Below are 21,245 nucleotides of genomic sequence, written 5' to 3'. Positions count from 1 at the left end.
GACGCTCTCGGCCGGGGACCGGCCGCATTCGGCACTCGTCAACTGCTCGTGAGGGCGGGCAGTCGTCGTCCCCACGTGTCGCCGTACCGGAGCCACCCGCGTCGAGTGCGCCAGAACGACTCGACGCTCACCCCGGCCACCGTCCTCACTGGTTGCTGAGGCGTCCCCCAGTGGGCCGCTCAGGCTTCGCCGGGGCTTGCGACCCGGATGGCGAGGAACGACGAGGACCTGTCGGCGACGTGTCGGTGCGACTCAGCGGTCGACAGGCCGCGAGCCACGAGTCGGGACGGGTGAGGTCTGGCCGCGGCGTCGCCCACCCAGTCGAACTCGGGGGAAGAGCAGCACGGTGCACCACCGCGAATGCCCTTGCCCCACCGCACCTGGAGCTCCCCGTAGCGGCCTCACTCCGGCAACGAGGCCTTGGACCGCAGCCGACGCGCGCATCCCGCACCTGACATGCAGAAGGGCGGTGCCGGGAGCACCCGACACCGCCCTCCGTTCAAGACGCTTTCACCCTTGGACCCCGCGCCTCGCATGTTGCATCAGATGCAACAAGGCGGGGTTTCAGCTGCAGCCGCTGGTGGAGCCGCAGCCCTCGCAGACGTAGCAGCTCCCGGCCGGGCGCATCTTCGTGCCGCAGGTCATGCACAGCGGCGCGTCGGTGGCCGTGCCGGTGACCAGCTCGAGGAGCTCGGCCGACGAGTGGGCCTCCTTGACCGTCTTCGGGCCCTCCGGGGTGACCTTCTCCTTGACCGGGGCGGTCTCGGTGGGTGCGGAGCCGCGCAGCGCCTCGAGGTCGACCTCCTCCTCCTCGACGACCGCGGCCGTCGACGCGGAGGCGTCGTAGCCGGCCACCTGCGCGGCGCGCTCCTCCGCGGTGAAGATCCCGAGGCCGGCCCGCTTCTCGACGGGCAGGTGGTCCAGCGCCAGGCGACGGAAGATGTAGTCCATCACCGACTGCGCGATCCGGATGTCCGGGTCGTCGGTCATGCCGGCCGGCTCGAACCGCATGTTGGTGAACTTCTGGATGTAGGTCTCCAGCGGCACACCGTGCTGCAGCGCGATGGACAGCGAGATCGAGAAGGCGTCCATCACACCGGCGAGGGTCGACCCCTGCTTGCCCAGCTTGAGGAAGACCTCACCGAGGCTGCCGTCCTCGTACATGCCTGCGGTCATGTAGCCCTCGGCGCCGGCGACGCTGAAGGAGGTGGTGACGCTCGTCCGCTTCTTCGGCAGCCGCTTGCGCACCGGCTGCGCGAGTGCGGCGGGAGCGGCTTCCTCGACCTGGGCGTCGGCCTTCTTCGCCTTGGCGTCGGAGAGCGGCTGGCCCACCTTGCAGTTGTCGCGGTAGATGGCCAGCGCCTTGAGGCCCATCTTCCAGCCCTGGAAGTAGATGTTCTCGACCTCTTCGACGGTCGCCGACTCCGGCATGTTGACCGTCTTGCTGATCGCGCCGGAGATGAACGGCTGCACCGCGGCCATCATGCGGACGTGGCCCATCGGGGAGATGGCCCGCTCGCCCATGGCGCAGTCGAAGACCTCGTAGTGCTCCGGACGCAGGGTCGGGGCGTTCACGACGTGACCGTGCTCGGCGATGAACTCGACGATCGCCTCGATCTGCTCCTCCTGGTAGCCCAGGCTCTTGAGCGCGCGCGGCACCGTCTGGTTGACGATCTGCATGGAGCCGCCGCCGACCAGCTTCTTGAACTTGACCAGCGAGAAGTCCGGCTCGATACCGGTCGTGTCGCAGTCCATCATGAAGCCGATGGTCCCGGTGGGGGCCAGCACCGAGGCCTGCGCGTTGCGCCAGCCGTTGTCGGCGCCGATCTCCAGGCACTCCTGCCACTGCTGCGTGGCGGCCTTCAGCACGTCGGCGTCGTCCGCCCCGACCGGGCGGATGGCGTCGTTGGCCGCGGCGTGCTTGCGCATGACGCGGGCGTGGGCGTCGGCGTTGCGGGCGAAGCCCTCGTAGGCGCCCACGATGCCGGCCAGCTCGGCCGAGCGGCGGTAGGCGGTGCCGGTCATCAGCGAGGTGATCGCCGCGGCGAGGGTCTGGCCGCCCCGGGAGTCGTAGGCGTGGCCGGTCGCCATGAGCAGGGCGCCCAGGTTGGCGTAACCGATGCCCAGCTGACGGTAGGCCCGGGTGGTCTCACCGATCGGGTCGGTCGGGAAGTCGGCGAAGCAGATGGAGATGTCCATCGCCGTGATGACCAGCTCGACGGACTTCACGAAGCTCTTCGAGTCGAACGTGCCGTCGCTCTTGAGGAACTTCATGAGGTTGAGCGAGGCCAGGTTGCACGAGCTGTTGTCCAGGCTCATGTACTCCGAGCACGGATTGGACGCGTTGATCCGGCCGGTCTCGGGGTTGGTGTGCCAGTCGTTGATCGTGTCGTCGTACTGGATGCCCGGGTCGGCGCACTCCCACGCGGCCTGGGTGACCTTGCGGAACAGGGTCTTGGCGTCGACGGTCTCGATGACCGAGCCGTCGAGGCGGGCGCGCAGACCGAAGTCGGTGCCCTCCTCCACCGCGCGCATGAACTCGTCGGAGACGCGCACGGAGTTGTTGGCGTTCTGGTACTGGACGCTGGTGATGTCCTTGCCACCGAGGTCCATGTCGTAGCCGGCGTCCCGCAGCGCGCGGATCTTGTTCTCCTCGCGCGCCTTGGTCTCGATGAACTCCTCGATGTCGGGGTGGTCGATGTCGAGGACGACCATCTTCGCCGCGCGGCGGGTCGCGCCACCGGACTTGATGGTCCCGGCGGACGCGTCGGCGCCGCGCATGAAGCTGACCGGGCCGGAGGCGGTGCCACCGGAGGAGAGCAGCTCCTTGGAGGAGCGGATGCGGGAGAGGTTGAGGCCGGCGCCGGAGCCGCCCTTGAAGATCAGACCCTCCTCGCGGTACCAGTTGAGGATCGAGTCCATCTGGTCGTCGACGGCGAGGATGAAACAGGCGCTGACCTGCTGCGGGGCGCTCGTGCCGACGTTGAACCACACGGGGCTGTTGAAGCTGAACACCTGGTGCAGCAGCATCCAGGTGAGCTCGTGCTCGAAGATCTCGGCGTCGCCCTCGCTGGCGAAGTAGCCGTGCTCCCGACCCGCCGCACCGTAGGTGAGCACCACCCGGTCGATGAGCTGACGCAGGCTGCTCTCCCGCTGGGGGCTCCCGACCGCACCACGGAAGTACTTCGTCGTGACGATGTTGGTGGCGTTGATGCTCCACTCGGCGGGGAACTCCACGCCGCGCTGCTCGAAGTTGATCGAACCGTCGCGCCAGTTCGTCATGACGACGTCGCGGCGCTCCCAGGTCACCTCGTCGTAGGGGTGCACACCTGCGGTGGTGAAGACGCGCTTGATCTTCAGGCCCTTGCCCCGGCTCGGCGTCTTGGCCGTGCGTCGGGTGCGGGAGCCGGCCAGGCGGTCGTCTGTCTCGGTCATGGTGTGGAGCTCTCCCTGCTCGTGGATCACTGGGTCGTCGTTCGATGTGTCGGGTGCGCGGTGTGGTGCTGCGCGGGGGTGGAGCGGTGGGCTGGGGAAGAGCCGCGATCGTGCTTCTCGAGAACGTGTCTAGCGGGTGGTGCTGACAGTTCTCAGGCGCCGGTGACGGTGCCCGGGGGGCCGGATGCGGACGGCTCGGCAGCCTGTGACGGCCGGGCCTTGAGTTCGGCGATCTCCTTCTCGAAGTCGGCCACCGAGGTGAAGGAGCGGTAGACGCTCGCGAAGCGCAGGTAGGCCACCTCGTCGAGCTCCCGGAGGGGCCGCAGGATGGCCAGCCCGACCTCGTTGCTGGGGACCTCCGCCGCACCGGTGGCACGGATGGCGTCCTCGACCTGCTGCGCCAGCAACTGCAGCTGGTCCTCGTCGACCGGCCGGCCCTGGCAGGCCCGCCGGACACCGGCGACCACCTTGGACCGGTTGAACGGCTCGCTCACGCCACTGCGCTTGACGACGGCGAGCACGGCCTCCTCCACCGTGGTGAACCGGCGCCCGCACTTGGGGCAGGAGCGGCGACGGCGGGTGGTCGCCCCCTCGTCGGCTTCCCGCGAGTCGATGACCCGGCTGTCGGCGTTGTGGCAGAACGGGCAGCGCATCGCGGTTCGCCTCCTCCCGAGCGTTCGGCCGGTCCGCCGGAGCCGTCCTGTGGACCCTCCTGGGGACATCCGGTGGATGCCCCGGGGAGAACCTGAGGAGCGGCCTGTGGACAGGCTTACAACTCTGTAACTACTAGATGTAGGGGAACCCTAGGCCGGGCTACACAAGATGTGCAAGTGATCGTCGCTTCGGCGTGTTCCGCACCGACACTGCCGTCATCAGGGAGGACATCGCTTCCCACGAGTCACACGACACGCGGCCGCGACGCGCCGGGAACAGCCCGGAACCGGTCGCCCGCGGCGGCACGCTTCCGGCCCTGCGAGCGCCGGCGGCTCCACAGCAGCCGCACATCCCGACGGTCGTCATCAGGCGCGAGCCGCGGCCCGGGGTGCGCGCCATCTCCGGACCGGTGCGGCAGGCCTCGCAGCGCCAGGCGGCCCGGCCGTCACCCCGTGCGAACGGACGTCGCACGACCACGCAGCCCGCCCGCGCTCGACCATCGGGAGCTGACCGGAAGAACTCAGGCGCCGGGCCTCAGCCGCGGGTGCCGTCCACCCGGGGACGCCGGGGGTGCGGAGCGTGGTCGCTGAGCCGCATCGGCCGGGTGAGCAGTTCCGGCTCGAGGCCCTGCGGTGCCGTCCAGCCGATCCGGGCCCGCGCGGCTGGTTCGTCCACCCGTGCACCGGGGACGCGCGGCATCGCCTGGGCACCGGCCTCCATCCGCCGGTCGACCGACGAGCGAGCGGAGGTCGGCGACGCCTCGGACGCGACGGGGGACAGACCGGTGTCGGCGGTGCGGTGCCGACCGGGATCCACGGGCGCGCGGTGCCGACCGGACGCCCCGGGCGCGCCCGACGCGGCCGGTGCACCCTCGGGCGCACGACGCCGGCCGCCCGAGGCCGACTCGGCCGTCTCCGGCGCGCGGCGGCGGCCACCGGACGGGAGATCGGCGGTCTCGGGCGCACGACGGCGGCCGATCGATGCGAACTGTGCCGTCTCGTCGGCGGTGCGCCGGCCGCCCGGCGACGGGAGATCGGGGACGACGGAGAGATCGCGGACCACGGGCAGCCCGGGGGTGACCGGGGCCTTGCCCTCCAGTGAGCGGGCACGACGGCCCGACGGGTGACGTGCCACCGACATCTCCTGCGTCACGGGCGCGTAGGCGGCGCCTCCTCCGGCCGGGGGCTCGGCGGCCAGGGCGAGGTGCCGCTCGGGCAGGCGCAGGGAAGCCAGATCGGTCCACGCGGTCTCCTCGACGCCACCCAGAACGACGCGCACCCACACCTGGCAGGAGCCGGTGGCGTCGTGCCGCCAGCCGAGAAGCTCACCGGCCCACCAGGCACCTGCCTGGTAGACCTCCACTGCCTGGGGTTGACTGGTGAACACCGCTGCTCGGTTCTCCATGGCGCCTGACACGCGATGACCGTAAGCGCTGATGTGACCACGGACTGTGAACCCGGGCGCACTGAGGGTTGACGAAGTCGCGCGCTCAGGTTGTGGACCTATTGCCGTGGCGAGCTGCGCGCCTGGCGTCGTGCGCGTCGGCAGCCGCGACCCCCTCGCCACTACGCGAGCGCAACCGGGCCGACCGAGACCGAGGGTGGGTCACGTGGGCCGCACCGCTCACGGGAGCAGCAACACCTGCCCGGGACGCACGTCCGCGCCACTCAGGCCGTTCAACTCCTGGATCTCGTCGATCAGGGCGCGCACGTCGCCGTCCCCTGGAAGCGCCGAAGCGATCGACCACAGCGTGTCGCCGGGCTGCACGACCACACTGCTCCCGCCCGCCAGGCGCAGGTCGCCGTCACCTCCGACGAAAGGCTCCAGCCACGAGCCCAGTGCCACCCCCGTGGCCAACAGGAGAACCCCCACCAGCCTGCGGGCACGGCGGGTGAGCGGCAGCCGGGCGTTCGCCGTCGGAGCGGATGCGGAGCGACGACGTGCCGGCGGCCGCGCCGCCGGCCGTGCCCCCGGTGACGTGGCGCGCACCGCGGGTCGCCCGCCCACCCGCCGGGTGGTCGCCTCACGTCCGGCGGCGGACGCGGGCGGCCGGCAGACACCCACCCGTGACGGGCTGCGGCGCGCCGGGACAGCGAGCGCGAATCCCTGACCGACCTCCGGCGACGGCACCAGCCGCGGCCGCCACGGCGCCGGGATCTCCTCGTCGAACTCCAGCACGGCCTGCTGTACGGACCCCATGACCCGCCCCTCCCTGCTTCCCGACACTGTCCGAACCTCGAACGCCTGTTCGAATCGAACGACTGTTCGATGTCTACCGGATGACACCGACGAAAGCGACAGGACGCGACCCCGACTTCGAACAAGTGTTTGATCAGAGGTCGCAGACGCGCTACCGTCCGACAGACGGACAAGGGCGCTGCGCGAGCGGCGGGCGAGGAGGCGACGTGGCGGAGAAGAGCGGGAGCTCAGGTGGCCGCGAGGCGTCCAGGGGCGCCACCACGGGAGCCGGGACGGCCGCTGTCCGGTCGTTCCCCGACAGGGCGGCCGACGGTGACGGCCTGACGCAGCGCCAGCGCCGGGTGCTCGAGGTCATCCGCGACTCGATCGAGCGCCGCGGCTATCCGCCCTCGGTCCGCGAGATCGGCGAGGCGGTGGGCCTGTCCTCGGCATCCTCGGTCGCCCACCAGCTCTCCGTCCTGCAGAAGAAGGGCTGGCTGCGCCGCGACCCCAACCGCCCGCGCGCTCTGGACGTGCGGCTGCCGGACGACTCGCCGCACGCGGTCCCGTCCACGGCCGACGCCGGCCCGGGCGAGGACACCCAGGTCCCGGCGCCGATGTACGTCCCGTTGGTGGGACGGATCGCCGCAGGTGGCCCCGTTCTCGCCGAGCAGGCCGTCGAGGACGTCTTCCCGCTCCCCCGGGAGCTCGTCGGCGAGGGCACCCTCTTCATGCTGAAGGTCGCCGGTGACTCGATGGTCGAGGCCGCCATCTGCGACGGTGACTGGGTCGTCGTCCGCCAGCAGCCGACGGCGGAGAACGGCGAGATCGTGGCCGCCATGATCGACGGCGAGGCCACCGTCAAGACCTACAAGCGGCGCGACGGTCACGTCTGGCTGATGCCGCACAACCCGGCGTACGAGCCCATCCCGGGTGACGACGCCACCGTGCTCGGCCGGGTGGTCAGCGTGCTGCGCCGCGTCTGAGCCCGGGGCGCCGGCTCCCAGGGGTGAGTGCCGACCTGGGCATCAGGCGCGCCGGCGCAGCCTGCCGCCGATCCAGACCACCACCGTGGCCACGGCCGCGGCGATCAGTGCCGAGGTCCAGGGGGACGGTCCCGATCTGGTGAGGTCGGTCCAGCCCGGGACCGCCCCCTCCACGGCCGGCTGGGTCGACGCGGTGACGGCGGCTGCCAGGGGGATGCGGATGAGGTCGCTGGGCAGGCCCTCACTGGCTACGAGCAGATCCAGGCTGTCCGCGGAGAAGCTGATCGCTTCGCCCTGCGGGGAGTTCGGCAGCGGGATCCGGACCGGGGCAACCCGGAGGGCGCCGGCGACGTCGCTGCCGGCCAACGGCCAGACGTAGGCATCGGTGTAGGTGCGCAGCGCCAGGTGCCGCCCGTCGGCGGCGACCGCCCCGCCGGTGACCAGCAGCTGGCTCGCCCGCCCCACTGGTCCGCCCTCGGTTCCGGTGAGCGTCATGTTCACCCCGGCGACCTTCCCCAGGGCGACCGTGCCCCCGTCGGTGAGCGCAGCCGTCGGGCTGTAGACACCGCTGGCGCCGAGCACCTCCTTGGTCACCACGTACGGGGTCCCGTCCGGCGCGAGGAGCAGGGCCTCGGCGTCGTGCGGCCCGTCGGGATAGGTCAGCCGGACGATCCCCGTCGAGCCGTCAGGGCGCAGCGCATGCAGCGCGATCGTCGTCCGAGTGGCGTTGTTGTCGCCGGTGTCTGCCAACCAGATCGTCCCGTCGGCGGCGACCGCCATGTCCTCGGGGTCGTACGGGTCGACCGCGGCGGTGTGGGCGTCGATCACCTGGCACGCGGGGTCGAGCAGGTAGACGGCCAGTTGATCGCCGCCGTCGTTCATCGCGAGCACGCGGTCCCCGACCGCGACCAGCCCCGAGATCTCGGCGAGGCGCGGATCGGTGATCGAGCACTGGACGCTGGGCGCAGCACCGGCGTCCTCCGCGAGCGCAGGCACACCGGACCCGAGGACGGCGGAGGCAGCGAGGGCTCCCCCCGTCACCCACAGCCGTCCCCGTACGCGGCTAGGCGGTCGGCCGGCCTCGGGCACGTACCCAGCGTGACAGAACCACTGCATCGAGTCTGTGAACCACGCCCAACAGCAACACGCCGACGGCACCGCCCACGACCGCGTCGGTGACCCAGTGGAAGTCCAGCGACACCATCGCGAGGCCGGTCGCCACCGGCCCGGCCACGCTCAGCCACCAGAACGCGCGCTGCACCTGGGCCGGCAAGCCGTACTCCACCGCGAGCCACCGGGCCACGCCCCACATGATGACGGCGTTGGCCACGTGTCCCGACGGGAAGGAGGCGCCGTCGACGTGGAAGAACAGTTCGTCGGGATGGCCGGGGGCGGTGCGCCCGGTGCCGTACTTGATGGCGTAGACGCCGACGGTGAGCGTGCCGAGCGCGAGGAGCACGCGGAGCAGCGGCACCCAGGTCCGCCGGCGCCAGGCCAGGTAAGCCACGAGGATCGCCAGAACGATCAGGATCGTGGCCCGCCCGCCGAGCTGGGTGACCAGCCAGACGACGGGATAGGCGGACGAGTCGCGCAGACCCCACCCGCCGAGGATCCGCGACACCCGCAGGTCGATCTGCTCGAGGACGCCGCCGGCGAGCAGATCGACCGTGATCAGCCCCCCGACGATCAGCGCGACCAGCATCAGCCACCAGGACGGGCGGCCCGTCGAGACGACGCGGGTCCGGCCGGGCGCGCCGGCGTCCCGTATCACGCCGCTCGTCACCAGGTCACCGTACCGGCCCGTGACCTCACCGTGACCCGGCGAGCGGGTTCCGCCCCGAACGTGTCAGGCGACCGGAACCGCGAACTCCTCGAGCGCGGCAGCCAGTCCACCGTCGACCCGGGCGCTGAGCCGGGTGCCCCCGTCCTCGTGGCGCTCGGCGAGCACCTCGCCGTCCCGGTGGATGCGGGCGACCAGGTCGCCGCGGTGGTAGGGCACGAGGATCTCGACGTCGACGTCCGGATGTGGCAGCCGGGCAGCGATCAGCTCGCGCAGGCCCTCGATCCCGGTCCCGGTACGAGCGGAGACCCAGACCGCGCCGGGCAGCGCCCGGCGGAGGGTCAGGATGTCCTCCTCGCTCATCGCGTCGACCTTGTTGACGACGATGACCTCCGGCACCGACGCGGCGTCGATCTCCCCGAGCACGACACGGACGGCGTCGATCTGCCCGAGCGGGTCGGGGTCGGAGCCGTCGACGACGTGCAGCAGCAGATCGGCGGCGGCGACCTCCTCCAGCGTCGAGCGGAAGGCGTCGACCAGCTGGTGCGGCAGGTGCCGGACGAACCCGACCGTGTCGGTGAGGGTGTACTCCCGGCCGTCGGGTGACTGCGCCCGGCGAACCGTCGGGTCCAGGGTGGCGAACAGCGCGTTCTCCACCAGCACGCCGGCACCGGTCAGCGCGTTGAGCAGGCTGGACTTGCCGGCGTTGGTGTAGCCGGCGATCGCGACGCTGGGGGTGGCGTTGCGGTCGCGACTGGACCGCTGCGTGGCGCGTGCGGTGGCCATCCCGGCGATCTCGCGGCGCAGCTTGCTGACGCGCGAGCGGATCCGCCGCCGGTCGGTCTCGATCTTGGTCTCACCGGGACCCCGGGTACCGATCCCACCACCGCCCGCGACGCGTCCACCGGCCTGCCGGGACAGCGACTCACCCCAACCGCGCAACCGCGGCAGCATGTACTGCATCTGGGCCAGCTCGACCTGAGCCTTGCCCTCCCGGCTGCTCGCGTGCTGGGCGAAGATGTCGAGGATCAGCGCCGTCCGGTCGACGACCTTGACCTTGAGGATCTTCTCCAGCTGGTTGAGCTGGCCGGGGGTCAGCTCACCGTCGCAGATGACGGTGTCGGCACCGGTCGCGGCGACGATGTCCCGGACCTCGTTGGCCTTGCCCGACCCCACGTAGGTGGCCGCATCGGGCTTGTCGCGGCGCTGGCTGACCGCCTCCAGCACCTGCGAGCCCGCCGTCTCGGCGAGGGCGGCGAGCTCGGCCAGCGAGCGGTCGGCGTCGGCCTGGGTGCCCTCGGTCCACACCCCGACCAGCACGACGCGCTCGAGGCGCAGCTGCCGGTACTCGACCTCGGTGACGTCGGCCAGCTCGGTGGAGAGCCCGGCCACGCGGCGCAGCGCGCCGCGGGCCTCCAGCGCATAGGAGCCGGTCGTGTCGTCGGGCTCGTCCCACTGCCCGGTGGGCGCGGGGGAGGTCGGGGCGTCGAGGGGACGCTCGGACGGATCGTGGTCGGGTGCGGTCGTCATCGTCTCCAGCGTGGCATGTGCCTGCAGTCGAGGCACCTGAGTTGTCTGCATCTCTCGTGGCATCGGCTTGTACAACACATCGCGGGACTGAGTGCATCCCGCCGGTGGCCGGGTAGGGCTCGCGGGACACAGTCTCTCTCGACGAGGAGGTCCTGATGAGCGACACCGGATCCAGCAGCCTGGGGTCGAACAGCGAGACCGAGGACCCGGGCCGGGAGCCCCGGGGCCTCGAGGGCCCGCCGCGCAACCCCCTCGGCGGGGCCGACCAGGACACCGGCCGCGGCGAGCCGCGCGGGACGGGCAACGTCGGGCCGGCCGACAAGCCCGAGGCACCCACCGCCGAGCCCGAGACGCGGGCCGACACCCCGGACAACCCCTGAGCGGGGTCAGCCCGCGAGCCACTCCGGGCACAGGACGCCGGCGGACACGAGCACCGCGGGTCCGGTGAGCACCGTCGTCCCGGAGGTCACCTCCACCGACAGGCGGCCTCCGGGGACGTCGACCTGCACCGTCCCCTCCGTCCGCCCGTCGGCGACCAGGGCCGCGTAGCCGGCTGCGCAGGCGCCGGTGCCGCACGACCGGGTCTCCCCCACACCTCGTTCGACGACCCGGAGCCGGACGTGCGCTCCGGCCTCCAGGACGTTGATCAGCTCCACGTTGACGCCGTCCGGGAAGAGAGCGGAGTCGAACGACGGTGTCCCGGTCAGGTCGAGCGTGTCGATCTCGGCGTCGGTGAGGCAGGCCAGATGGGGGTTGCCCATCGACACGGCCAAGCCGGAGAAGACCTGTCTGGACACCTCGGCCTTACCCGTGCCGAACTCCCGGGCAGGCCCCATGTCCACCCAGTAGTCACCGTTCGGAGTGGCGCCCACCCGACGCGGTCCGCCGCGCGTGCCGACCAGGACGCCGGCCTCGCACGTGGCGCGGTCGAGCAGCCCCTCGCTGACCAGGACGTGCACGAACAGCCGGATCCCGTTGCCGCACATCTCAGCGGTCGAGCCGTCGGCATTGCGGTGGTCCATGAACCACTCGCAGCGCGCCAGGTCCGCACCCAGCACGTCCGCGGCATCGGGCACGTGCACGCTGCGGACGACACGCAGCACGCCGTCCCCACCGAGCCCCGCCCGCCGGTCGCACAGCCGGCGGACGAGCGCGCCGTCCAGCCGATGTCCGGGCCACACGCTGCCGTCGGGATCGGGCAGCACGACGAAGTCGTTCTCGGTCCCGTGGCCGACGAGCACCCGGGGAGACGTCCGGTTCACGTGTCCTCCTCGCTGACGCTCGCCGAACCCGCGCCCCGCGGTGCTGTGTCTCTTCGTGCGCCCGCGAGCTCGCTCACGTCTCGATCGTACGGGCGGTGATCACTGCGGCGACGGCGTCGACCAGGTCGGGGCGCCCCGCGTCGAACCAGCTGATCGATGCGTCACGACGGAACCACGACCGCTGCCGGCGCACGAACCGCCGTGTCGTGCCGGCGGTCCGCTCCCGCGCCTCGTCAGGGGTCAGCTCGCCGTCGAACTGTGCCAGCACCTGCGCGTAGCCCAGCGCGCGCGACGCCGTCGGCCCCTCGCGCAGGCCGTCGGCGGCCAGCGCCGCCACCTCCTCGACGAAACCGGCGGCCCACATCCGGTCGACGCGCGTGGCAACCCGCGCGTCGAGCTCCGCCGGGTCTCGGTCCAGGCCGACGACGACGGCCGGATAGTGCGGCCGGGGCTCGGGCAGCTGCGCGCGGAACGGGCCGCCGGTCAGCTCGATCACCTCCAGCGCGCGGACGATGCGGCGTCCGTTGCTGGGCAGGACCGCGGCGGCGGCCGCCGGGTCGAGGGCTGCCAGGCGCCCGTGCAGCACCGCCGGTCCGACCGCGGCGAGCTCCTCCTCCAGCCGGGCGCGCAGCGCCGCGTCGGTCCCCGGGAACTCCAGCTCGTCGAGGACGGCGCGCAGGTAGAGGCCGGACCCACCGACGAGGAGCGGAACGGTGCCGGCGCCGCGGAGCCGGTCGATCTCCGCGCGAGCCAGCCGCCGGTACTCCGCGACCGACGCGGCCTCACGGACGTGCCAGATGTCGAGCAGGTGGTGCGGTACGCCGTCACGCTCGGCGAGGTCGGGCTTGGCGGTGCCGATGTCCATGCCGCGGTAGAGCTGCATCGAGTCGGCGTTGACCACCTCGCCGCCCAGGCGGTGCGCCAGGGCGACGGCCAGCGCCGTCTTGCCGGTCGCGGTGGGTCCCACCACCGCGACGACCGGCGGCGCGATCACGCAGCGACCCACGACGCCGCGAGGTACCCGACGCCGAACGGCGCCGCGTCGTGGTGCAACCGGGCGGTCACCGTCCGGCCGGCGAGCGCGCCGCCGACCGCTCGCCAGACGGGCACACCGGCAGCCAGGAGACGCCTGCCCTCGTCCGGATCGAGCCGGGCGAGAGCCGCGACGTCCCCGGCGTCCAGTGCCCGGGCGACGCCGGCGTCGAACGGTCCGGCGCCGTCGTCGAGGTATCCCGGGGCCTTGAGGCTGCGCCGGGCCGAGCCGTCACCCATCGCGAGAATGCCGACGGGAACCGGGAGCTCGGGGATCAACCGGCCCAGGTCGCAGGGTCCGACGCCGATCCGCGTGCCCGCGAACCGCGCCTGGTCGAGCAGCCAGGCGCCGAGGGCGTGCGCCGGCGGCACCCACCGGCCGCCCGGGCGCACCTGCCCGTCGAAGGGGACGGCGACGTCGACGCCGAAGCCGCGCAGGTCGCCGGCGTCACCCGCACCGAAGCGCTCGCCGGGAGGAACTCCGTCGGCCACCACGACCACCACCTCGGGGAGGACCTGGAGCATGTCCGCGACCGCGGCGGCGCAGGCCGCGCGCAGCTCCGTCGTCGCGTCGTCCGCCCGGACCTCGACGGCCGGGAGCAGGAGCGGCGGCGCGGGGCAGAAGGCCACGGCGGCCGAGGCGCGGGCGCCCGGCGTCGGTGGCCCTGCGGGTATGGCACTCACGGGATCAGTCTCCCGGATGCGACGTGGGACACTGCCGACGTGTCGAGCACGGTCAACCCCGGCGACGGGGCGCAGCAGGACTCTTCGCCGATTGCGGAGAACACGGAGACGGTCACCCCCGAGGCGGTGAGCGAGCAGTCTTCCGGGGCCCCGTCCACGGAGACGACCGCCGGGACGGGCGCGTCGGCGGCGGTCACCTCGGAGGCCGGTACCCCGGAGGCGCCCTCACCGAGCGACGCCGCCGTCGCCGACCCGACCACGGACGCGCCCCTGCCGAAGCCGCGGCCGATGGCGCCCCGGCCCCTTCCACACCCCTCCGCCGCGCCCGCGGCGCCTGCTGCCGCCGAGCCCGCCGCCGAGGCCCCGGCCGCGCCGGCCAGCGACCCCGGCCAGTGGGGCCGGGTCGACGAGGACGGCACGGTGTACGTGCGCACGGCCGAGGGAGAGCGTGCCGTCGGCTCCTGGCAGGCGGGCGAGCCGGCAGCGGGGCTCGCCCACTACGGACGCCGCTACGACGACCTCGCCACCGAGGTGGCGCTGCTCGAGGCGCGACTGAAGGCGCACACGGGCAACCCGTCGGAGATCCGCGCCAAGGCGCAGGGGTTGGCCCAGACGATCCCCTCGGCCGCGGCCGTCGGGGACCTGGACGGGCTCGCCGCTCGGGCCCGGGCGATGGTCGGGGCCGCCGACTCCGCCACCGCGGAGTACCGCGCGGAGAAGGCCGCCGCCCGCGCCGCGCAGGTCGCCCGCAAGGAGGCGCTGGCCGCCGAGGCCGAGCAGATCGCCGCCGAGTCGACGTCGTGGAAGGCGGCCGGCGATCGGCTGAAGGCCATCGTCGAGGAGTGGAAGACCATCCGCGGGATCGACCGGAAGACCGACGAGGCGCTGTGGAGCCGGTTCGCCGCGGCCCGTGACGCCTTCGGCCGGCGCCGGGGCGCCCACTTCGCCTCCCTGGACGCGCAACGCAGCGAGACCCGCGCCGCCAAGCAGGAGCTCATCAAGGAGGCGCAGAAGCTGGCGACCTCCACCGAGTGGGGCCCGACGAGCGCCGCCATGCGGTGGCTGATGGACCGCTGGAAGGCCGTCCCGCGCACCGGACGGGAGGGCGACGACGACCTCTGGAAGGAGTTCCGCGCCGCCCAGGACGTCTTCTTCGCCGCCCGGTCCGAATCGGACAAGAAGCGCAGCAGCGAGGAACTGGCCAACCAGCAGCAGAAGGAGGAGCTGCTCGCCGAGGCCGAGAGGCTCGACCCCTCCACCGATCTGCGGGGCGCACAGAACGCGCTCCGCAAGATCCAGGAGCGGTACGACTCCATCGGGCACGTGCCCCGCGCGGTGATGCGGGCGCTGGAGGACCGCATGCAGGCGGTGGAGCAGAAGGTCCGCGGGGCCGCGGACAGCACCCGTGCCCGGACCGCTCCGGAGAACCCGATGGTGACCTCGATGCGGGCCGCCGTCACCAAGGCCGAGGAGCAGCTGGCCAAGGCCGAGGCGGCCGGCGACAGCCGTCGGATCGAGGAGGCGCAGGCCAACCTCGCCACCCGTCGCGAGTGGCTGGCCGAGGCGGAGAAGTCCGCCGGCCGCCGCTAGCGGCTCGGCCCCCTTCAGGGCACCGCCCCGAGCTCGCGAGGGGTGGAGAGAAGGGGGTCTCCGTCAGCAGCCGCCGGCCGGCGCCAGCTGCGCCGGGACGCCGATCCGCGGCATGCCCAGCAGGACACCGGGGGTCGTGGGCCGCGTCCCCGCCTCGGCGGCGTCCCCGGCGCGGGTGCGACGGTGGGCGAGCAGCGCGCCGTCGGCGACGAGGAAGTGCGGCTTGGCGTCGGTCACGACGGTCTCCACCACGTCACCGGGACGGACGCCGTCGGCCGCACGGAAGTGCACGAGCCGGCCGTCACGCGCGCGCCCCGAGAGCCGGCCGGTGGCGGCGTCCTTGCTGCCCTCCCCCGCGGCGACCAGCAGCTCGACCCGGCGGCCGATCTGCCCCCGGTTCTCCGCCCAGCTGATCTCGTCCTGCAGCGCGGTCAGCCGCAGGTACCGCTCCTGGACGACGTCCTTGGGCACCTGCCCGTCCATCTCCGCCGCCGGCGTGCCCGGCCGCTTGGAGTACTGGAACGTGAAGGCGCTGGAGAACCGCGCCTGCCGGACGACGTCGAGGGTCTGCTGGAAGTCCTCCTCGGTCTCGCCGGGGAAGCCCACGATGATGTCGGTGGTGATCGCCGCGTCGGGCATCGCCGCCCGCACGCGCTCGATGATCCCGAGGTAGCGCTCCTGCCGGTAGCCGCGGCGCATGCGGCGCAGCACGTCGTCGGACCCGGACTGCAGCGGCATGTGCAGCTGGTGGCAGACCACCGGCGTCTCGGCCATCGCGGCGATGACGTCGTCGGTGAACTCCCGGGGATGCGGGCTGGTGAACCGCACCCGCTCCAGGCCCTCGATCCGCCCGGTGGCCCGCAGCAGGTCGGCGAAGGCGCCGCGGTCGCGGAACTCGACGCCGTAGGCGTTCACGTTCTGCCCGAGCAGGGTCACCTCGAGCACGCCCTGGTCGACGAGCGCCTGAACCTCGGCCAGGATCTCGCCCGGACGGCGGTCCTTCTCGGTGCCGCGCAGCGACGGGACGATGCAGAACGTGCAGGTGTTGTTGCAGCCCACGCTGATCGACACCCAGCCGGAGTAGGCGGAGTCCCGCTTGGCCGGCAGGGTCGACGGGAAGACCTCGAGGGACTCGGCGATCTCGACCTGGGCCTCGGCGTTGTGCCGGGCGCGCTCCAGCAGCGCCGGCAGCGAACCGACGTTGTGCGTGCCGAAGACGACGTCGACCCACGGGGCGCGGCGCACGATGTCGCCGCGGTCCTTCTGCGCGAGGCACCCGCCGACGGCGATCTGCATGCCGGGATGGGCGTCCTTGACCGGCCGCAGATGCCCGAGGTTGCCGTACAGCCGGTTGTCGGCGTTCTCCCGCACCGCGCAGGTGTTGAGCACGACGACGTCGGCGTCACCGTCCTCCGGCGCGGCGGTGTACCCGGCGGCTTCGAGCAGTCCGGACAGTCGCTCGGAGTCGTGGACGTTCATCTGGCACCCGTAGGTACGCACGCGGTAGGTGCGCGGAACGGGGATCTCGGCTGGGCTGCTCATGACAGTGCGAGGGTACGGCGCGGCGGTGCAGGGGCCCGCGGACCAGGAGTCCCCGGCCGTGGCGGCCCGCTTCGTTACCCCTTCGTGATCGCCTCGATGAGGAACTTCTCTCCGCCCCCCTTAGGGTCCTCACGTGACCAGCCGCCCCAACGGAGAGCCTCTCGTCCGCCTGTCCGGCGTCAACAAGTGGTTCGGTGAACTGCACGTGCTCCAGGACATCGACCTGGAGATCGCCCGCGGCGAGGTCGTCGTCGTCATCGGGCCGTCCGGTTCGGGGAAGTCCACGCTGTGCCGGACGATCAACCGTCTCGAGGCCATCGACAAGGGCGAGATCACCATCGACGGCCAGCGGCTGCCCGAGGAGGGCAAGCAGCTCGCGCGCCTGCGCAGCGACGTCGGCATGGTGTTCCAGAGCTTCAACCTCTTCGCCCACAAGACGATCCTGGAGAACGTCACCCTGGGCCCGATCAAGGTCCGCGGGACGTCGAAGGCCGAAGCCGAGAGGCGCGCCCGCGAGCTTCTCGACCGGGTCGGGGTGAGCGCCCAGGCGGACAAGTACCCGGCGCAGCTGTCCGGCGGCCAGCAGCAGCGCGTGGCCATCGCCCGGGCGCTGGCGATGGACCCCAAGGTCTTGCTCTTCGACGAGCCGACCTCGGCACTGGACCCCGAGATGATCAACGAGGTCCTCGACGTCATGACCGGGCTCGCCCGCGAGGGCATGACGATGATCGTCGTCACCCACGAGATGGGCTTCGCCCGCCGCGCGGCCAATCGCGTCGTCTTCATGGACGGTGGCCGGGTCGTCGAATCCGCCGATCCGGAGACCTTCTTCACCCGCCCGGAATCCGATCGGGCCAAGGACTTCCTGTCCAAGATCCTCAACCACTGACCCCGAAGGGATCATCCATGCGCATCACCCGCTATGCCGCCACCCTGGCGGCATTCGGTGTCGTCCTCACCGGCTGTGCCAGTGAGGCCGGCAACCAGGCCCAGCAAGAGGCCGAGGAGACCACCGCCGAGGTGGAGGAGGTCGAGTTCGAGCCGGGCAGCACCATGGCCGAGATCGTCGAGGCCGGCGAACTCCGGGTCGGCACGAAGATCGACCAGCCCGGGTTCGGCCTGGCGAACACGGCCGGCGACCCCGAGGGTTTCGACGTGGAGATGGCCAAGTTCATCGCCGCCAAGATGGGGCTGACAGAGGACCAGATCACCTTCACCGAGACCGTGTCCGCCAACCGCGAGCCGTTCCTCCAGAACGGGCAGGTCGACATGGTGGTGGCCACCTACACGATCAACGACACGCGCAAGCAGGTCGTCGACTTCGCCGGGCCGTACTACGAGGCCGGGCAGGACATCATGGTCGCCGCCGGAAACCCCGAGAAGATCGAGGGCCCCGAGGACCTCGCGGGCAAGTCGGTCTGCTCGGTCGAGGGGTCGACCCCGGCGGAGAACATCCGGACCAACTACCCCGAGGCCGAGCTGGTCCTCTACGACGCCTACTCCAAGTGCGCCGATGACCTGCGCAATGGCAACGTCGACGCGGTGACGACCGACAACGTCATCCTCACCGGCTTCGTCGCCGGCGACCCGGAGGCCTTCGAGCTGGTCGGCAACCCGTTCACCAAGGAGCCGTACGGCATCGGCCTGCCCAAGGGTCAGGACGACTTCCGCGACTTCATCAACGACGTCCTCGAGGAGTCCTTCGAGGACGGCACCTGGGCCGAGGCCTGGGACAAGACCGCAGGTGCGATCACCAACACCGAGGCTCCCGAGCCGCCGAAGGTCGACCGGTACTGACCGTCCCGGCCTGCCGGGGGCCGGCCGCTCGTCGGCCCCCGGCAGGCACCACCCTTCCCCGCCGACCGAGAGGGAGGTGACATGTCCTTCCTGGCCGACAACTTCACCCTGCTGCGCGACGCGTTCCTCACCACGCTGAGCCTGGCCGTGGTCAGCGGTGTGCTCGCCCTGCTGCTGGGCACGATCCTGGCCGCCATGCGGGTCAGTCCTATCCCGGCCCTCCGGGCTCTGGCCACCTTCTACGTCGAGGTGTTCCGCAACACTCCGCTGACGGTGGTCTTCTTCTTCCTGGCCTTCGGCTTGGTCTACGTCGACCTGCAGTTCCCGAGCCGGTTCATCACCGCCGTGACGGCGCTCGCCCTCTACACCGCGGCCTTCGTCTGCGAGGCGGTCCGTTCGGGGATCAACTCCGTCCCGCCGGGTCAGGCGGAGGCGGCGCGGGCGCTGGGGCTGGACTTCCGCCAGACGCTGACGACGGTCGTCCTCCCCCAGGCCTTCCGCACCGTCGTCCCACCGCTGGGCAACGTCTGGATCGCCCTGGCGAAGAACACCTCCATCGCCGCCGGCTTCGCCGTGACCGACCTGACGGCCGTGCTGCAGCGGCTGGCGAACGCCTCGGCCGACCAGCTGGCGCTGGTGTTCGTGGCCGTGGTCGTGGGCTATCTGATGATCACCCTGCCCTCCGCGTGGGGCATCCGCGTGCTCGAGCGACGTCTGGCGATCGTCCGATGACCGCCTCGGTGCTCTTCGACGTCCCCGGACCGGCCGCCCGGCGCCGCCAGCGCCTGGGGAGCGTCCTCGGGACCCTCCTCGTGCTGCTCCTCATCGGCCTGGCGCTCTGGCGGCTCGGCGTCAACGGGCAGCTGGACCCCGCCCGGTGGGCGATCCTGTTCGACACCCGCGTGAACGTCCCGCAACGACTGCTCGAGGCCCTGGTCGACACCCTCCAGGTGGCGGCGGTCGGGATGGTTGCGGCGACACTGCTGGGAGCACTGCTCGCGGTGGGCCGGCTGTCCGACCACGCCTGGGTCCGGCTGCCCGTCGCCGCGACCATCGAGTTCTTCCGCGCGGTGCCCCTGCTGGTCCTGATCCTCTTCTGCTTCCTCTTCCTCCCCCAGGTCGGCATCTCCATCAGCGCCTTCGGGGCGCTCGCACTGGGCCTGACGCTGTACAACATGGCCGTCCTGGCCGAGATCATCCGTGCGGGGATCCTGTCGGTGGACCGCGGGCAGAGCGAGGCCGCCTACGCGCTGGGGATGCGCAAGTGGCAGGTCATGAGCTTCGTCCTCGTGCCGCAGGCGGTCCGGCGCATGCTGCCGGTGCTCATCGCTCAGCTCGTCGTCCTGCTGAAGGACAGTTCCCTCGGATTCATCGTCGGGTACATGGAGCTGCTGAGGACCGCCCGCAGCCTCGTGGAGACGTTGAACTTCGAGTTCGGCGGGATCTACACCTTCCCGCTGTACGTCGGGGCCGGGTTGATGTACATCATCGTGAACGTCCTGCTGTCCTGGCTCGCACGCTACGTCGAGAAGCGGACCCGCCGGGACACGAAGGCGGCCGCCACCACCGAGGCCGAACTCCCGGCCGACGTGCAGATGGGCGGCGGTGGCGGGGCGGTTCCTGTCCGCTGACCCGCGCGTTCGGCGGGCGAGCTCGGGCGGCCGTCGTCGACGCCGGCGCCTGCGTTCGCGCGGCCTGATGGCCACGCCGGGCAGGGCCTCGGTGCGCTGCTGACGCCGCTCGCGTGACCACATCGGTCAACGCCTGGGCCGGTTCCGATTCGGGTTTCCCTTCCCCGTCGGATGCGTCACGATGACCATGCCGCTCCCGGTACGGCGAGCGACGTGCGAACCGCAAGCATGCGCCCAGCGCAGAAGACCGGGGAGCCGCTCATGTCCCGCAGCGTGAGGGGTCCCCGACGGGGCCCCGTCGGGTGCAGCACGACCTGGACGAGGTGTGTGGCATGACCGCGATCGCGCCGCAGCCGATCGTCAGCCGACCCAGCCCTGCGCACGTCGCGGCCAGGGGTTCGCGGTTGTCGAACCTGCTGCGGACGACCGATCACAAGACGATCGGCCTGATGTACCTGACCGCGTCGTTCGCGTTCTTCTTCGCGGGCGGCCTGATGGCCCTGCTCATGCGCGGTGAGCTCGGACAGCCGGGGCTGCAGTTCCTGTCGCCGGAGCAGTACAACCAGCTGGTCACCATGCACGGCACGGTCATGCTGCTGATGTTCGCGACGCCGCTGTTCTTCGCGTTCGGCAACCTGATCATGCCGCTGCAGATCGGCGCTCCTGACGTCGCCTTTCCGCGGCTGAACGCGTTCTCCTTCTGGCTGTTCCTCTTCGGCAGCACCATCGCCGTGTCGGGATTCATCACCCCGGCCGGCGCCGCGGACTTCGGCTGGTACGCCTACGCCCCGCTCTCCAACGGCGTGCACTCGCCGGGTATCGGCGCGAACCTGTGGTTCGCCGGCCTGGCCGTCAGCGGCCTGGGCACCATCCTGGGTGCGGTCAACTTCATCACCACGATCGTCTGCCTGCGCGCGCCCGGTCTGACGATGTTCCGGATGCCGATCTTCACCTGGAACGCGCTCGTCACCAGCGTGCTGATCCTGGCGGCGTTCCCCATCCTGACCGCCGCCATCTTCGGCATGCTGGCCGACCGCAACCTCGGTGCACTCATCTACTCGGATGAGAACGGCGGGCCGATGCTGTGGCAGCACCTGTTCTGGTTCTTCGGCCACCCCGAGGTCTACATCATCGCGCTGCCCTT

Annotated in this window: 19 protein-coding genes; 8 read left to right on the top strand and 11 right to left on the bottom strand. The window is 71.7% G+C overall.

Going from position 1 to position 21,245, the window contains the following annotated elements; genetic code table 11:
* Positions 1-564: 564 nt before the first annotated feature.
* The 4 genes from CHB94_RS12150 to CHB94_RS25710 all read right to left on the bottom strand — a co-directional run bounded on the left by CHB94_RS12150 (position 565) and on the right by CHB94_RS25710 (position 6,288).
* Positions 565-3,435: a vitamin B12-dependent ribonucleotide reductase gene (locus CHB94_RS12150; protein WP_089336944.1), complete on the bottom strand. Its 2,871-nt coding sequence runs from the start codon at positions 3,433-3,435 to the stop codon at positions 565-567.
* A 152-nt stretch (positions 3,436-3,587) separates the two neighbouring features.
* Positions 3,588-4,088 carry a transcriptional regulator NrdR gene (gene nrdR, locus CHB94_RS12145; protein ID WP_089336834.1) on the bottom strand — a complete coding sequence of 167 codons (501 nt, stop codon included), beginning with the start codon at positions 4,086-4,088 and terminating at the stop codon, positions 3,588-3,590.
* Between the two features lie 535 nt (positions 4,089-4,623).
* A complete protein-coding gene (locus tag CHB94_RS12140; RefSeq protein ID WP_141137477.1) occupies positions 4,624-5,505 on the bottom strand; it encodes a hypothetical protein in 882 nt (293 codons plus the stop codon).
* Between the two features lie 207 nt (positions 5,506-5,712).
* Positions 5,713-6,288, bottom strand: coding sequence for a LysM peptidoglycan-binding domain-containing protein (locus CHB94_RS25710; RefSeq protein ID WP_089336832.1), 576 nt, complete (start codon positions 6,286-6,288; stop codon positions 5,713-5,715).
* 206 nt (positions 6,289-6,494) lie between these two features.
* On the opposite strand from CHB94_RS25710, the gene lexA reads away from it, so the two are divergent.
* Positions 6,495-7,253, top strand: coding sequence for a transcriptional repressor LexA (lexA, locus tag CHB94_RS12130; protein WP_141137476.1), 759 nt, complete (start codon positions 6,495-6,497; stop codon positions 7,251-7,253).
* Positions 7,254-7,295: 42 nt separating this feature from the next.
* On the opposite strand, the gene CHB94_RS12125 is transcribed toward lexA, so the two are convergent.
* The 3 genes from CHB94_RS12125 to hflX form a co-directional block, all read right to left on the bottom strand.
* Positions 7,296-8,294 carry a hypothetical protein gene (locus tag CHB94_RS12125; RefSeq protein ID WP_254920594.1) on the bottom strand — a complete coding sequence of 333 codons (999 nt, stop codon included), beginning with the start codon at positions 8,292-8,294 and terminating at the stop codon, positions 7,296-7,298.
* A 22-nt stretch (positions 8,295-8,316) separates the two neighbouring features.
* Positions 8,317-9,036: a phosphatase PAP2 family protein gene (locus CHB94_RS12120; protein WP_254920593.1), complete on the bottom strand. Its 720-nt coding sequence runs from the start codon at positions 9,034-9,036 to the stop codon at positions 8,317-8,319.
* 63 nt (positions 9,037-9,099) lie between these two features.
* Positions 9,100-10,563 carry a GTPase HflX gene (gene hflX, locus CHB94_RS12115; protein WP_089336942.1) on the bottom strand — a complete coding sequence of 488 codons (1,464 nt, stop codon included), beginning with the start codon at positions 10,561-10,563 and terminating at the stop codon, positions 9,100-9,102.
* A gap of 155 nt (positions 10,564-10,718) precedes the next feature.
* Between hflX and CHB94_RS12110 the strand changes: the two genes are divergently transcribed.
* Complete coding sequence (locus CHB94_RS12110) at positions 10,719-10,943, top strand: hypothetical protein (RefSeq protein WP_089336829.1); 225 nt, start codon at positions 10,719-10,721, stop codon at positions 10,941-10,943.
* A 6-nt stretch (positions 10,944-10,949) separates the two neighbouring features.
* Here CHB94_RS12110 and dapF read toward each other — a convergent pair whose 3' ends face one another.
* From dapF to CHB94_RS12095, 3 genes are all read right to left on the bottom strand, one after another.
* A complete protein-coding gene (gene dapF, locus CHB94_RS12105; protein ID WP_254920592.1) occupies positions 10,950-11,825 on the bottom strand; it encodes a diaminopimelate epimerase in 876 nt (291 codons plus the stop codon).
* A gap of 73 nt (positions 11,826-11,898) precedes the next feature.
* Entirely contained in the window at positions 11,899-12,819 is a 921-nt protein-coding gene (miaA, locus tag CHB94_RS12100) for a tRNA (adenosine(37)-N6)-dimethylallyltransferase MiaA (protein ID WP_089336939.1), read from the bottom strand.
* Positions 12,816-13,541 (bottom strand): class III extradiol ring-cleavage dioxygenase family protein, encoded by a 726-nt coding sequence (locus CHB94_RS12095; protein ID WP_254920591.1) that lies wholly within the window; start codon positions 13,539-13,541, stop codon positions 12,816-12,818. Before CHB94_RS12095 ends, miaA begins: the two co-directional genes overlap by 4 nt.
* Positions 13,542-13,580: 39 nt before the next feature.
* Here CHB94_RS12095 and CHB94_RS12090 point away from each other — a divergent pair, with 39 nt between their 5' ends.
* Positions 13,581-15,131, top strand: a complete 1,551-nt coding sequence (locus tag CHB94_RS12090; RefSeq protein WP_089336828.1) for a DUF349 domain-containing protein — start codon at positions 13,581-13,583, stop codon at positions 15,129-15,131.
* Between the two features lie 63 nt (positions 15,132-15,194).
* On the opposite strand, the gene miaB is transcribed toward CHB94_RS12090, so the two are convergent.
* The gene (miaB, locus tag CHB94_RS12085) at positions 15,195-16,673 is read right to left on the bottom strand and encodes a tRNA (N6-isopentenyl adenosine(37)-C2)-methylthiotransferase MiaB (RefSeq protein WP_089336827.1); all 1,479 of its coding nucleotides are present in this window, start codon (positions 16,671-16,673) and stop codon (positions 15,195-15,197) included.
* Between the two features lie 133 nt (positions 16,674-16,806).
* On the opposite strand from miaB, the gene CHB94_RS12080 reads away from it, so the two are divergent.
* From CHB94_RS12080 to CHB94_RS12060, 5 genes are all read left to right on the top strand, one after another.
* Positions 16,807-17,562 (top strand): amino acid ABC transporter ATP-binding protein, encoded by a 756-nt coding sequence (locus CHB94_RS12080; protein ID WP_089336826.1) that lies wholly within the window; start codon positions 16,807-16,809, stop codon positions 17,560-17,562.
* 17 nt (positions 17,563-17,579) lie between these two features.
* A complete protein-coding gene (locus tag CHB94_RS12075; RefSeq protein WP_089336825.1) occupies positions 17,580-18,470 on the top strand; it encodes a glutamate ABC transporter substrate-binding protein in 891 nt (296 codons plus the stop codon).
* Between the two features lie 81 nt (positions 18,471-18,551).
* Positions 18,552-19,202, top strand: coding sequence for an amino acid ABC transporter permease (locus CHB94_RS12070; protein ID WP_089336824.1), 651 nt, complete (start codon positions 18,552-18,554; stop codon positions 19,200-19,202).
* Positions 19,199-20,101: an amino acid ABC transporter permease gene (locus CHB94_RS12065; protein WP_089336823.1), complete on the top strand. Its 903-nt coding sequence runs from the start codon at positions 19,199-19,201 to the stop codon at positions 20,099-20,101. The genes CHB94_RS12070 and CHB94_RS12065 overlap by 4 nt, the downstream gene beginning before the upstream one ends.
* 332 nt (positions 20,102-20,433) lie before the next feature.
* The coding region (locus CHB94_RS12060; RefSeq protein WP_176445528.1) for a cytochrome c oxidase subunit I at positions 20,434-21,245 on the top strand (812 nt) is incomplete at its 3' end.

Origin of the sequence: Blastococcus mobilis (assembly GCF_900188025.1) — a bacterium.
Lineage (GTDB): Bacteria > Actinomycetota > Actinomycetes > Mycobacteriales > Geodermatophilaceae > Blastococcus_B > Blastococcus_B mobilis.
The sequence above is the reverse complement of the archived record's forward strand: the minus strand, read 5'-3'. Positions and strand labels throughout refer to the sequence as shown.

Coding starts and splice junctions, on each gene's coding strand:
- CHB94_RS12150 (WP_089336944.1), bottom strand. CDS start 3,435: ATGACCGAGACAGACGACCGCCTGGCCGGCTCCCGCACCCGACGCACG.
- nrdR (WP_089336834.1), bottom strand. CDS start 4,088: ATGCGCTGCCCGTTCTGCCACAACGCCGACAGCCGGGTCATCGACTCG.
- CHB94_RS25710 (WP_089336832.1), bottom strand. CDS start 6,288: ATGGGGTCCGTACAGCAGGCCGTGCTGGAGTTCGACGAGGAGATCCCG.
- hflX (WP_089336942.1), bottom strand. CDS start 10,563: ATGACGACCGCACCCGACCACGATCCGTCCGAGCGTCCCCTCGACGCC.
- CHB94_RS12110 (WP_089336829.1), top strand. CDS start 10,719: ATGAGCGACACCGGATCCAGCAGCCTGGGGTCGAACAGCGAGACCGAG.
- miaB (WP_089336827.1), bottom strand. CDS start 16,673: ATGAGCAGCCCAGCCGAGATCCCCGTTCCGCGCACCTACCGCGTGCGT.
- CHB94_RS12075 (WP_089336825.1), top strand. CDS start 17,580: ATGCGCATCACCCGCTATGCCGCCACCCTGGCGGCATTCGGTGTCGTC.
- CHB94_RS12070 (WP_089336824.1), top strand. CDS start 18,552: ATGTCCTTCCTGGCCGACAACTTCACCCTGCTGCGCGACGCGTTCCTC.
- CHB94_RS12065 (WP_089336823.1), top strand. CDS start 19,199: ATGACCGCCTCGGTGCTCTTCGACGTCCCCGGACCGGCCGCCCGGCGC.